The 12993-nt window shown below is 43.9% G+C and carries 10 protein-coding genes and 1 pseudogene; 5 read left to right on the forward strand and 6 right to left on the reverse strand.

The window, feature by feature from the left end:
- Positions 1-11 precede the first annotated feature (11 nt).
- A complete protein-coding gene (locus tag KIT51_13780; protein UYN85930.1) occupies positions 12-257 on the forward strand; it encodes a hypothetical protein in 246 nt (81 codons plus the stop codon).
- Positions 254-1034: pseudogene (locus tag KIT51_13785) on the forward strand (cation transporter). Before KIT51_13780 ends, KIT51_13785 begins: the two are co-directional and overlap by 4 nt.
- A gap of 78 nt (positions 1035-1112) precedes the next feature.
- Here the strand turns inward: KIT51_13785 and KIT51_13790 are convergent.
- From KIT51_13790 to KIT51_13800, 3 genes are all read right to left on the reverse strand, one after another.
- On the reverse strand, positions 1113-2996 hold the full coding sequence (locus KIT51_13790) for a M1 family metallopeptidase (protein ID UYN85931.1): 1884 nt from the start codon (positions 2994-2996) through the stop codon (positions 1113-1115).
- A gap of 186 nt (positions 2997-3182) precedes the next feature.
- Positions 3183-4301, reverse strand: coding sequence for a ferredoxin--NADP reductase (locus KIT51_13795; GenBank protein ID UYN85932.1), 1119 nt, complete (start codon positions 4299-4301; stop codon positions 3183-3185).
- 46 nt (positions 4302-4347) lie between these two features.
- Positions 4348-6606, reverse strand: coding sequence for a carbohydrate binding family 9 domain-containing protein (locus KIT51_13800; protein ID UYN85933.1), 2259 nt, complete (start codon positions 6604-6606; stop codon positions 4348-4350).
- Between the two features lie 130 nt (positions 6607-6736).
- Between KIT51_13800 and purB the strand changes: the two genes are divergently transcribed.
- Positions 6737-8077 (forward strand): adenylosuccinate lyase, encoded by a 1341-nt coding sequence (gene purB / locus KIT51_13805; protein UYN85934.1) that lies wholly within the window; start codon positions 6737-6739, stop codon positions 8075-8077.
- Positions 8078-8163: 86 nt separating this feature from the next.
- Positions 8164-8640, forward strand: coding sequence for a cupin domain-containing protein (locus KIT51_13810; GenBank protein UYN85935.1), 477 nt, complete (start codon positions 8164-8166; stop codon positions 8638-8640).
- Between the two features lie 91 nt (positions 8641-8731).
- On the opposite strand, the gene KIT51_13815 is transcribed toward KIT51_13810, so the two are convergent.
- Positions 8732-9967, reverse strand: a complete 1236-nt coding sequence (locus KIT51_13815; protein UYN85936.1) for a M48 family metallopeptidase — start codon at positions 9965-9967, stop codon at positions 8732-8734.
- Positions 9968-10008: 41 nt separating this feature from the next.
- Between KIT51_13815 and KIT51_13820 the strand changes: the two genes are divergently transcribed.
- Complete coding sequence (locus KIT51_13820) at positions 10009-10524, forward strand: hypothetical protein (protein ID UYN85937.1); 516 nt, start codon at positions 10009-10011, stop codon at positions 10522-10524.
- Here KIT51_13820 and argH read toward each other — a convergent pair.
- Both argH and KIT51_13830 read right to left on the reverse strand, forming a co-directional pair.
- On the reverse strand, positions 10516-11844 hold the full coding sequence (gene argH / locus KIT51_13825) for an argininosuccinate lyase (GenBank protein ID UYN85938.1): 1329 nt from the start codon (positions 11842-11844) through the stop codon (positions 10516-10518). The genes KIT51_13820 and argH overlap by 9 nt on opposite strands.
- A gap of 72 nt (positions 11845-11916) precedes the next feature.
- Positions 11917-12984: a M20 family metallo-hydrolase gene (locus KIT51_13830; protein UYN85939.1), complete on the reverse strand. Its 1068-nt coding sequence runs from the start codon at positions 12982-12984 to the stop codon at positions 11917-11919.
- Between the last annotated feature and the right edge of the window lie 9 nt (positions 12985-12993).

The following is a 12993-nucleotide window of genomic DNA, read 5'->3' on the forward strand; positions in this document are numbered from 1 at the left end:
TTACACGCTACGTGAAACTTCTTATTGACGTTATTGGTTGGATCGGTTCCATTATGGTCATTGCTGCCTATGGCTTAAACAGTTACCAGAAAGTAAAATCTGACTCACTGATTTTTCTGCTACTAAACATGGTTGGGGGAATTTGCCTGATTATTTACTCGGTGTATTATACCGCTTACGCTAACACCTTTATTAATGTGGTGTGGGTGATCATCGCTGTTCCGGCTATCATCCAACTTATCCGGAAGAAAAAATAATGCTTCCTGCACAGCAAAATATTAACGTTCAAAAATGGGTAGCGGTGTTTTCATCCCTGTTGCTCATGATCAAAATGTTTGCCTACTTCCTTACCGGATCGGTTGCCATTCTTACCGATGCGTTGGAAAGTATTGTTAATGTAGTGGCCGGCTTTCTGGGCCTTTACAGTTTATATTTATCCGCTAAACCACGCGATGCCGAAAAAACAATTCACTTGCGCTTCTGGCCAGCGGTAACACTTACTAAGCGACACTTATTCAACCCTTGGTATATTGGTGGGGCTTTTTCTTATTTTCATAACGGATATCCTTTGGCTCGACAGTGCAGTTGCCATACTGTTCAGCCTAATAATTCTATACACGGGCTACAAAATTATACGCTCATCATTAGCAGGCATTATGGATGAACGTGACATGGAGCTGCTAACACGAATGGTTTCCATGCTGAATGCTAACCGCAGGGAAAACTGGATCGACCTGCACAACATGCGGATTATAAAATATGGCGCTACACTTCATCTCGACTGCCACCTTACGGTACCGTGGTACCTTAATGTGCATGAAGCCCATAATGAAATTGACGCCCTCGCCTCGCTGGTGCGGAAAGAATTTGGCGAATCGCTGGAGTTATTTGTTCACTCCGATGGCTGCCTCGATTTCTCGTGCCGTATATGCAGTAAAACTGATTGCCCGGTACGCAAGTATGCTGTTGAAAGAAGGGTGGAATGGACCGTAGAGAATATAGTGAGCAATAAAAAGCATGAAGTGAACACGTGAAGTTAAACCGTCAGCCTGAGTAGCCTTCGACAGGCTCAGGCTGACAGATTCAAGATGGAATTCAATAAATAAGACAGCCTACTTTGCTATCCATGTATTATTCTTACCATCAGCATCGCCATTGGTAGGAATGGTTAGCTGGACAGATTTGATTTTCTTCTTTCCGGCATTCACTTTATGGTTATAAAGCTTTGAAGCCTTCCATACCATTGGGCTCACATCCTGTGTGGTTGTGGTGCCATCGTGAAAGGTTATGGTTACACTAAAAGCAAGTGGTCGACCTCCCTTGTTTTCTATCAGAATAACATTATTCTTCACTTCATTAATACCAACATCCATATATCCCCAATCGAAATACCACTTGTTCCAGAACCAGTTTAAATCCTGGCCAGAAACCCGGTTGAAGGTAAACATGAAATCATACGGAGTTGGATGTTTGTGTTTCCATTCATTCATGTATGCATGAAGGCATTTTAGAAACAAATCCTTGCCTAACAACTGATATAAAGACACATAAGAATACGATCCAACCGTATATGAATTAAGTCCGCTACCTTCGGCTATGTGTGATGGAACCATGATGGGCAGAACACGCTGTGATCCCAGGTAAGGTTGATCCCAATTTCCGGCAGGAAATAATGGGTCGATAAAATATTCTGAAAAGCTTGCAAAACCTTCGTCCATCCAGGCATACTTCTTTTCATTAATGCCCATCATAAATGGAAAATACATGTGACACATTTCATGAAGCGTTAAGCCCAACTGAGCTTCCATGTCGCTTACTTTTTTACCGGTCCATTGTTCAATCATAGCACCCGACATTTCCTGGTCATTGGCCATACCTGGAAATTCCATTCCTCCGCCTTCCAACCCATTAAAAATGGTAAAGTGTTTGAACGGAAAAGCATACACAGGAAACCTGGTATGAAATACTTTTAAAGATTCCTGAATGGCCTCCAATACGGCTGCAAACTCAGGATGGTTGGTTGGATAAGCCGTATTGATAAAATATTCGCCCAGGGCATCTTTATACGTGCACGCATCCCAAACAAAATGATTACTTAGTGCAAAGGCAAAATCAGGAAAATTTTTTGCTGTGTATTTCCACGTTGCGTTTTTCGTTGATGACTTTTTAAAGTCGGCCTCGGTAAAAATATTAACCGGTGTACTGCTGGCTCTGGCTTTTGTAAGCCGCTCGCGAATGGTTGATGAATAGACTTCATCCGGGTTGGATGGCGCTACCGATGCCCATACCATAAAATTATCCGGCACGGTCAATTCAATTTCATAATCGGAATAGTCGTGATAAAATTCCGTTGCGGCATCATATACAATACGGTCCCATAAATCAATATCGTCTAAGACTGCCATTTCCGGATACCAATACCCTACAAACATAGACGTGCTGTCGATAGCACCGCTGCGTTCAAACCCTTTACCCGGTATGACATAATTCCAGTTGATTTTCAATTCCATTGAACTTTTAGGCGGTAAAGGTTTCCGTAAGCGCACCGTATAATTTGTTCCACCATAAAACACCTCGTCCCTGTTGTTTATATCATACGTTTCGTTATCCACCACCAGCTTTTCAATAATCACACCTTTATGGTTGGCATCAGGAGCGTTTCCGCCACTGAAAAAACCGGCCTTCTTTGATTCTGGTTTATAGTAATCGTGATAAGTGTGAAAAGTAGGGTTACGGACTGTATCGGGTGTGTTATTGAGATAGGTAATGGTTGCTTCACCTTTCAATAATTTAGTATGCGGATCAACCGTTGCTTTGATCTTGTAAATCGATCGGTTCTGCCAATACGTTGGTGACACTGATCCATCCAACTTGCGGGTTCCCTTTTCATAAGCCTTTTGAAACTCGATGGGCATGTACAATCCGGAGGGTTTTGTTTGTGCGTCAGCGATATAACCACTAACGGCAAACAGAAGTAAGAATATTCTTGATTTCATTGATACAAGGTTAGTTTATTAAGGCAAGTATACGGACTTCTCATTATTGGAAAAAAGGGGGAAGTTTCAGAAATACTCAACAAAAAGAGAAAGTTGAATCTAGCCATGGTGCGGAAAATCCACAAGCGATTAAATATATCACCAGAAGTTTTAATCAAAGACTATAAACTTCAGCCGTAACAATCTTTATCCAATTTCAATCACCACATCATCCGTCATCGGGTGGCCTACGCACGTTAATACATAACCCTCGGCCCGTTCGGCTTGCGATAACCCTTCTTCTTCATCGAGTTTAACGGTTCCGCTCAAAGCCTTTCCACGGCAGGCTGTGCATAAACCACTTTGGCAAGAAAACGGAAGGTCAATGCCCTGGTCTAGGGCAGTTTCCAAAATGGTGCGCTTCGGCTCAACCCTTATCTTATACTCATGGCCATCATACCGTATGGTTACTTCGCGGGTTTTATTTTCGGATGACGCTGTAGTTTCTTCCTGTTTTTTATCCTTATCAATGGTACCCTGTACAAAACTCTCCTTAAATATTTTATCCTGCGGTATGCTGTGCTGCGCCAGTAAGGTTTCCACATTCTTCATCATTCCTTCGGGGCCGCACATCAGGTAGGTAGTTTTTTCAAGGCCCCAGGCCGGTATGCGCTCAAATAATTTCTTCAGCATTTCAGGGTTGAGCAAACCGGAATAACCCTGCCAGTTCATGGGTGCATTGTCAAGAATATGGATGACGTGCAACCTGCCCTGGTAATTGGTCTCCCATTTAGCCAACTCATCTTTAAAAATAATGCTGTCGATATCGCGGTTGCAGTAAATCAACGAGGCTATGCTTTCCGGTTCTTGTGTAAGCAGGCTTTTAATGTGCGAGAGCATGGGCGTAATACCTGAACCACCGGCAAACATCACCAGGTGGCGTTTACGGTCTTTACCAAACTCGGTGGTAAAGTGCCCCATAGGCTCCATAATTTTCAGTGTGTCGCCAACCTTTAAATTATCCGGTAGCCAGTTGGACATCAGGCCGTTTTCAACACGCTTTACAGTAACGGCCAGGTCATCATCAACAAATGGCGATGAACAGAGCGAATAAGCCCTCCGCACCTCCTTGCCGTTGACCGGAACAATCAGGGTTAAAAACTGCCCGGATTTATAGTTGATCTTACCCGATGCAGGTTGCCCGAAAACTATTGTGATAGCATCTTTTGTTTCCTGTACGATTGCCTTTACTGTAAGTTCAAAATAATGAGGTCCGCCCTGAGGTGTTTCTTTCTTCTCGCTTTTCTTAAAAAACCCGAATGCCATACTTAAAACAATTAGGTGGCAAAAATAATCATAAGTACCTGTCAATCTAAATATTCAGCCAATAGGTGAGTTTGAAGACCAGCGCCCGGTTTTTGGTTTTCAGGTGCTGGGGCAGGTAGTTTTCAGTATATACAACAAAAAAATCGGAAGCTGGTTTATACCGCCACTGAAAACGGGTGTTCAGGTTAATATTATCCGCCAGGTTGTTGTATTGAATAAAGGTTGTGAGGAATATTTTGTCGGTAAAGGTTAAATCAACCCGTGGCCCAATCAAAAAAAGGTTTTCCTTACCGTACCCCTCAGCCAGGTGTACTGAATTAAAATCATACTGCACCGCCACACTGCCAATCGGTTGATAGCGATAGTTCAGCACCCCGTTCAGGTTAACCAAATTGCCATTATAAAAACCCCCGTAGCTGGCCGACATGTAGTAGTTAAAGATTTTCCGTGCATCGGATTGGTATTCTATCGTAAAGCTACCCCACTTAAAAGTTTCGCCTTGTTGAAACTCAATAAACCGCTCGCCATCAATTGGGTTGAACGTGTTTGTCAGGCGTTGATACGTAAACCCATAGCCAACACCAATAGATGAAGTATTGAGCAAATCAAAATTATACCCTGCATTAAATTCCTGGTCGGTAACTGTTCCATCGGGTATACCAACAATATTGGCGCCCATAAAAGGCCCCATGCGGGCAATGGTTTTGCTGGAAGGATACATTGAAACTGTTCCTTCCACAAACGTACTCCACTGCCCCGGATATACCCGTTGACTGGGCACGAAGCCTGCCTCGGCATTAAAATTTTTCTGGATTATGGTGTGGCCACCGGTTATTTCGTAGTTGCGTGTAGTATGGCGCAAAAAGGCAGCACCTGCACCATTCTTCCCTGACAAATAATCATCGAACGAAGCACTGTAAAAAAAACTACCATACCACTTATTATCTGCACTGAGCAAGTCCAGATCTGCGGTTAAAACCCGGTTGCTTTTATTCAATACACGCGTAGTGTCAGTACCCCTTATTCGTTGCTTCCAAAGATCAGTATTAAAATAACGTAAACTATCGGCAGGCTTAATACCCAACGATTGCTTCTCAACATAAAGCAAGGCCACGTTGGATTGCTTCCAAAAATTGCGCTGCACGGCAGCAACGGTATACAGTTGGTTGGGCAAGCCCAGCGACTGCTTCTCTTTGGTAAGCAAGTTCATGGTGTTAATGCGCCAGTTTTTATTGATCGATCCGCTGATGCGCGCACCATAAGCAATGGGCACTTGCCTGATCAATCCGGAAGTATCACGCGCCAGCCCTACCCTTCGGGTAAAAAATGGGCGCGCATTCGGAAAACCCGCGCGCTCAATCAAATCATTGTTCTCCAAAAAGAATTGCCGTAGCTCCGGAAAGCGGAATTCGAAGCGGGTAAGGTTAATCACCTGGCGGTCTACCTCTACCTGCGAAAAGTCGGGGTTTACGGTAAGGTCAAGGTTTAAGGATGGTGTGATGGCCACCTTGGCATCGAACCCCACGGAAAGATCGTGTGCCGAAGCCGTTGGGGTTTCCTCGAAGTTAACGGAACGAAGACCGGCCACATAAGGGATTACCGAAATGTTCATGTGGCTGGGTGGCGGGGTATCAACCCAAACCAGTTTGCCTCCATACGCGAACGATGCCGGTATGTATTGGATGGGTGTAGCCACCCAACTGGACACCAGGTTTCGCTTGCGGTCCCAGCGCAAAAAGGTAATGTTCCATTGCCGCTCACCGCCTTTGTACCGAAAACTTTTAAAGGGTATGGCCAGTTCGGCAACCCATCGGTCGGCATAGCGCTGTACATGGGAGTACCACTTGTTATCCCAGGTATCGCTGTAACTATCGCCACCGGTCCCCCCTCCGGAAATCAAGCCTTCGCTTTGCACACCGCGTGGGGTAATCTGAAAATAAAAGCCGTTCAAATCATCGTTAAACGGCCCCAGGTAAACACCCATGTTATCGTTGTTCTCAAAATCAAAATCCCTCCGCAATGATTGCACGATGTCTTCGGTGCCGTTATCGTAACAAACAAATGAAATATACAGGTTATGTTCATCGAATGTGAGGCGGGCTTCCGTTTGAAAGGGGGCAAAAGTGGTGTCCACCGGAAAATTTAGATAGAAGTCTTTGGCCACGGCAGCGGTGCCCCAATCATCCTCATCCAGCTTACCATCCAACGTAATGGTTCCCAATGCTTTGCGGATGGGCAGTTCCATGCCGGGCCTGTTTTGGGCGTAACCCGACAGGGTACCGATAAGCAATACAGAAAAAAGCATTTTTAACATGGCGTGCGAAGCTATAAAATCGAACCCAGATAGTTAGCCATGTCCTGATAAACGGCAATAAGCACGGATGGTTAATAGAAATACATCACGTTCCGTTATTTTTACACTTTAATTAAAGGCTGTGCAACTTAATACACTAACTGCCATTTCACCGGTTGACGGACGGTACTTCGGGGCCGCTTCAAACCTGGCTTCTTATTTTTCGGAATACGGGTTGATCCGCTACCGCATTCGGGTGGAGATCGAATACTTCATTGCCCTAACCCATACGCTACCGGAACTTTCAAAATTTCCTAAGGAACAGGAAAGTCTGTTGCGCACCGTGTACCAAAATTTTACTGAAGCCGATGCCCTGCAGATTAAAGAAATTGAAAAAACCACCAACCACGATGTGAAGGCGGTGGAATACTTTATCAAACAAAAGCTGGCTGAACTTAAGCTTAACACCTGGAAAGAATTTATTCACTTCGGACTTACTTCACAGGATATTAACAACACCGCCATACCGCTTTCGCTGAAGGAGTTTATGGGGGCTGAATTCTTACCGCTTGTGGCAAAACTGGTAAACGCACTTACGGCACTAAGTGTTCAATGGAAAGACATACCCATGCTGGCCCGCACCCACGGACAGCCGGCATCGCCTACCCGCTTGGGTAAAGAGCTTTACGTTTTTATAGAAAGGGTAAACAACCAACTTGAATTACTAAAAACCATACCCTACTCCGCTAAGTTTGGTGGCGCCACCGGCAACTTCAATGCCCATCATGTTGCGTACCCTGAAATTAATTGGGGACATTTCGGTAATGCTTTTGTAAGTAAGCATTTAGGCTTAGTGCGTAGTGAACCTACCACACAGATTGATCATTACGATAACCTGGCTGCCCTCTTCGATAACCTGAAACGCATCAATACCATATTGATTGATTTCAGCCGCGATGCGTGGCAATACATTTCCATGAACTACTTCAAACAAAAAATAAAAGCCGGTGAAGTAGGCAGCTCAGCCATGCCACATAAAGTAAACCCCATCGACTTTGAAAATGCGGAAGGAAACCTGGGTTATGCCAATGCCATCTTTGAGCACCTCTCCGCCAAGCTTCCTATCTCACGCCTTCAGCGCGACTTAACCGATAGCACAGTGCTGCGGAACATAGGCGTACCGCTAGCGCATACGGTTATAGCCTTGCAATCTCTTCTGAAAGGCGTTGGTAAACTGGAACTGAACAAACAAGCCATTGATGTCGACCTGGAAAATAATTGGGCCGTTGTTGCCGAAGCCATCCAAACCATACTTCGTAAGGAGGGTTATCCAAACCCTTATGAGGCATTAAAAGAACTAACGCGCAAGAATGAAAAGATTGGGAAGAAGGAGTTTGAGGAATTTATTGATACGCTTAATGTGAAACCAGAACTTAAAAAACGGTTGAAGGAGATAACACCTTTTGGATATACCGGGATATAGAAAATATATGCTATACACATACTCAGTTGTTGTCCGCAAGCAACTGACTCCGATTGACCATAAGAACAAAATATAAAGTTTACAATATGAAAAATTCAATTTTTACTCTTTTCGTTTTAACTCCCTTATTCTTATTTGCCCAAGACCCTCACTATTCCATTTCTTCTTATCGAACAGAAGGCATGAAGGCACCAAATACTCATTATATCGGAGAAGCTTGGTTAAATACCATTATTAACAACGACCCCGAATTAGGTTATAACATCACAAAGGCAACCTTTAAAGCAAACTCTACCTTGGACTGGCATAAACATAGTTCCGCGCAGGTCTTGATAATTGTAGACGGAGAAGCGTATTATCAAGAGAGAGGAAAAGAGCCCATAATTCTGAAAGAAGGAGATATAATTAAATGTGAGAAAAATATCGAACATTGGCATTCTTCAACCAAGCATAGTGATGTGACGTATTTGGCATTATATGGCGGTGAACAACCGACTACTTGGACAGAGGTGCTTACACGACAATACTATGACAGTGTAGCTGAAAAGTTAAAAAAGAACTAGTTAATAATCTCAATACTTCATAACGTGGTATGACTTGACAAAGTTGTGTCAGAGTCCTTTACAGAATCTGCGAGAATGCAGAAACAATAATTTAGACAATCCGCTCCAACCGCTTTAACAAGGGCGGATGTGAGTAATGAAAGAATACATAAGCCGGGTGCGGATACAGGTTTGATAAATTATCCACCGAAAGTTTCTTCAAGGCTTCGGCCAGCGCTTTTCCGCTAAAGGTTTCCCTGGCATAGGCATCCGCTTCAAATTCATTTTTGCGGCTGTACAGGTTCATAAATAATCCGGTAATTGCTGAAATGGGTGAAAACAAAATGGTGAACGCCAGCAGGTTTAAATGGATAGCCAACTGGCTGCCGCCTAGCGCCAACGATAAGTTTTCATTGAACACCATCAGCGACAGCACAAAAAGCATAAAAAATATTTGCACCACTGAAAGCACAAAACTCCAGATGATGTGCCTCTTTTTGTAATGCCCTACCTCATGCGCTAAAACCGCCACCAGTTCTTCGGTGGTATGGTTAGCTATGAGCGTGTCGTACAACACAATCTTTTTCTTTTTTCCGATACCGGAGAAAAAAGCATTAGCCTTATTGGAACGCTTTGAGCCGTCAATCACAAAAACATTGGTAATCGGGAAGTTGATCTTGCGCGAAAATTCTTCGATGGCGGTTTTCAGTTCACCCTCCGCAAGTGGTGTAAGTTTATTGAATAGTGGCAGGATAAGCGAAGTGTAGAACATGTTCATGAACAGCATAAATGCGCAGGCAATGGCCGAAAACCATATCCAGAAATCAGGGCCGATGGTTTCCACCAGGTAGATCAGCGCAGCCAGTAAGCCACCGCCAATTAGTGCACCCAATACATACCCTTTCAGTTTGTCAGTAATAAAGGTTTTAACCGTGGTTTTATTGAAGCCGTACTTTTCTTCAATAACAAAAGTGCCATACCATTGAAACGGAAGGGTTAGCAAATCGGAGGCAATGCCTAATACACCGAAAAACAGTAGCGCCAGCTGTATCGGGTTTTCCGTTAGGGTGCGCAGCAGTCCGTCAACCCAACCAAACCCACCCAGCAAAAGCATGAGCAAAGAGCCCGCAAAACCAATGGTGGATGTAAGAAATGAAAACCGTGTTGTTTCCTTGTGGTACCGCTGCGACTTCTCATATTTTTCCTTGTCATAGAAAGAAGCGATCTCAGCCGGTATGTCGGTGCGCATAGCCTTCAGGTTAATGTATTCCAGCACCTGGCCAAAACCAAAACTGATCACTACAATGCCCACAATAATCCACAAAAGAATCTCAGGAGATAAAATCATAACGGATACAATACTTATTTTGCGGAAAAATAGTTCAAGTTATGCGCATCCGAAAGGAGATATCGAAATGGAGTATTAAAACTTTTTTAAAGTTGACCGTGCTGCTGTTGGTCATCTTTAACCTGTTTACGTTGCTTGCCGCCTACATGGATCATTCGATATGGGATGTAAGTTTGAGTTTTATCATACTGGCCGGTGTGTTTTACCCCGTAGTACTGGCCTCCATTTTAACTACCGGCTTTCGAACCGGCACACTTTACATTAACGACTACCAGTCGATGGTCGATTTTAAAGAAAAGCTGAAGTCGAAAATAGAAAAGGAGAATATGGTTATTGAATCAGAGATGGATAACCATGCTGTTTACAGGCCCCGTAACGGTTATTACAGTTTGTTCAACGCCTGGGGTGGAACGGAAAAACTTACGGCAACATGGGGCGATGAAATTGTTTTATCAGGGTCTTTACGTAAGGTTACAGTTTTGGAAGATGTGTTGACGTGGAATAAGGAATTTCGCACGCTCCGACCCGCCAACAGCGAAGCTGAGAAGTTACAATAATTTTTTATAAGCTTCGTGTACATTCTCAAATCTGAATCTCTTCACAACCTCTTTCATCATTTGGAAAATCTCATCCGTACATAAATTACCGATGCTTCCTTCATGGGTATGATTCACTGTTCGCTCCGGAGAATAGTTACCCTGCTCAATATCCCGCCCAACTTTCTGATAGGCTTCACGGAAGGGCATCCCACCCAGCACCAGCTTGTTTACTTCTTCCACACTGAACAAGAATCTATATTTATCATCTTCCAGAATATTTTGCTTCACCTGTATGTTTTCCAGCATCAGTTGCATCATGGCCAGGCAATCTTTTAAATGTTGAATGGCCGGAAAAAGTAGTTCCTTCAGCAATTGAAGATCGCGATGATAACCGGAAGGCAGGTTGGCCGTGATTAAGGCAATGTCGTTAGGCAAAGCCATGATCTGGTTGCACCGTGCGCGGATCAGTTCAAATACATCCGGATTCTTTTTATGCGGCATAATGCTCGATCCTGTGGTCAGCTCATCGGGGAAACTGATAAACCCGAAATTCTGATTCAGGAACAAACACGCATCAGCAGCTAGTTTACTCAGCGTACCGGCAACGTTGGCCATAGCATTGGCAATGATGCGCTCGGTTTTACCGCGACCCATCTGGGCGTACACCACGTTGTAGTTCAGATCATCAAAGCCTAACAATTCGGTTGTTAATTTTCGATTAAGCGGAAAGGAAGATCCGTAACCGGCCGCTGAGCCTAGCGGATTTTTGTTTACCACGCGGTAAGCCGCTTCAAACGTAACCACATCATCTACCAGACTTTCGGCATATGCGCCAAACCACAATCCAAACGATGATGGCATGGCCAATTGAAAATGCGTGTAGCCCGGCAACAAATGATCTTTGTACTTCTCACTTTGCTGTTGCAACAACCCAAACAGACTGTTAACAGAATTTACAATCTGCTCCACTTCATGGCGCAAATACAATTTAATATCTACCAGTACCTGATCGTTACGCGAGCGTCCGCTGTGAATTTTTTTCCCGGCATCGCCCAGCTTTTTAGTAAGCTCAAGCTCTACCTGAGAGTGGATATCCTCTATACCTTCTTCAATTTTAAAGTCCCCAGCTTCAATGCGCCTGTAAATCAATTTTAATTCATCAGAAAGTTTCCTTAACTCATCTTTACTCAGTAACCCAATCGACTCCAACATTTGAATATGAGCGAGTGAGCCTAACACATCAAATGGTGCAAGGTGCATATCCAACTCACGGTCATTACCAACAGTAAAAGTTTCCACCGATTTTAAAGAGTCTTTATCTTTTTTCCACAACTTCATAATTCTTATTGGATTTTCTCTGCGTCTTTGCGTCTCTGCGGTGGTAAAATTTACCGCCAAGGCGCTGAGGCGCTAAGATTTAATTGCATCAAGTAGCTGAATATACCTTTTAATTCCTGAATCAATTTCACTAATAAAAATAAATTCATCAGCAGAATGAGAACGGGCCGAATCCCCGGGACCGATTTTAACCGAAGGCACCGGAATCAAGGCCTGATCGGAGGTGGTGGGTGATCCGTATTGATGTATTCCCAACTTCTCCGCAGCGCGAACCAACACATGATCTTTAGCAATTCCAGAAGGACGTAAACGCATCGAGCGTGGAACAACTTCACAGGAAACATGTTGCTTGATAATTTCCAGCACCTCCTCCAACGTATAAGCATCCGTTACCCGCACATCTACCGTAAAAGAACACTCGGCAGGCACTACGTTATGTTGCTGACCTGCATGTATAACGGTTACCGTCATCTTCACCTCCTCCAGGGTTGGCGATACTTTCGGAAACCTGTACGACCGGAACCACTCAATATCATCAAGCGCCTTGTAAAGTGCGTTCTCCCCCTCTTCGCGTGCAGCATGGCCTGCTTTTCCTTTGGCTACACAATCGAGAACCATTAATCCTTTTTCGGCAACTGCCATCTGGCATAAGGTAGGCTCACCAACAATGGCTAAATCAATTTGAGGCAGGGAAGTCCAAATACTTTCAATACCACCTTTACCGGATATTTCTTCTTCTGCGGTTGCAGCAAGCACGAGGTTAAATGGTAAGTTTTCCTGGCTGGAGAAATGGAGAAAAGTAGCAATCAGCGAAACCAACGGTCCGCCTGCATCATTACTTCCAAGACCATAAAGTTTTCCGTCAATGATTTCCGGCTTGAACGGATCGCGCGTATAGGCTGGGTTTGGCTTAACCGTATCGTGATGGGAGTTCAGTAAAATGGTTGGCTTTTGTTCGTCAAAATATTTATTCACCGCCCACACATTGTTCTCTGAACGATTGACCAAAACATTATGCTTATCCAGAAAGGAAGCTATCAGGTTAGCTGTTTTATCTTCCTCACGACTAAACGATGGCGTTTCAATCAACGATTGAAGCAGGTTAATGGCTTCGGTATAGAGCTGTTCAGAATTCAACATTCATCATTC

This window comes from Cyclobacteriaceae bacterium (assembly GCA_025808415.1).
Classification (GTDB): Bacteria; Bacteroidota; Bacteroidia; order Cytophagales; family Cyclobacteriaceae; genus UBA2336.

What these genes read in the sequence shown, in the direction of transcription:
- KIT51_13790 (UYN85931.1), bottom strand. Translation starts at nt 2,996, where the DNA reads ATGAAATCAAGAATATTCTTACTTCTGTTTGCCGTTAGTGGTTATATC.
- KIT51_13795 (UYN85932.1), bottom strand. Translation starts at nt 4,301, where the DNA reads ATGGCATTCGGGTTTTTTAAGAAAAGCGAGAAGAAAGAAACACCTCAG.
- KIT51_13800 (UYN85933.1), bottom strand. Translation starts at nt 6,606, where the DNA reads ATGCTTTTTTCTGTATTGCTTATCGGTACCCTGTCGGGTTACGCCCAA.
- KIT51_13810 (UYN85935.1), top strand. Translation starts at nt 8,164, where the DNA reads ATGAAAAATTCAATTTTTACTCTTTTCGTTTTAACTCCCTTATTCTTA.
- KIT51_13815 (UYN85936.1), bottom strand. Translation starts at nt 9,967, where the DNA reads ATGATTTTATCTCCTGAGATTCTTTTGTGGATTATTGTGGGCATTGTA.
- KIT51_13820 (UYN85937.1), top strand. Translation starts at nt 10,009, where the DNA reads ATGCGCATCCGAAAGGAGATATCGAAATGGAGTATTAAAACTTTTTTA.
- argH (UYN85938.1), bottom strand. Translation starts at nt 11,844, where the DNA reads ATGAAGTTGTGGAAAAAAGATAAAGACTCTTTAAAATCGGTGGAAACT.
- KIT51_13830 (UYN85939.1), bottom strand. Translation starts at nt 12,984, where the DNA reads ATGTTGAATTCTGAACAGCTCTATACCGAAGCCATTAACCTGCTTCAA.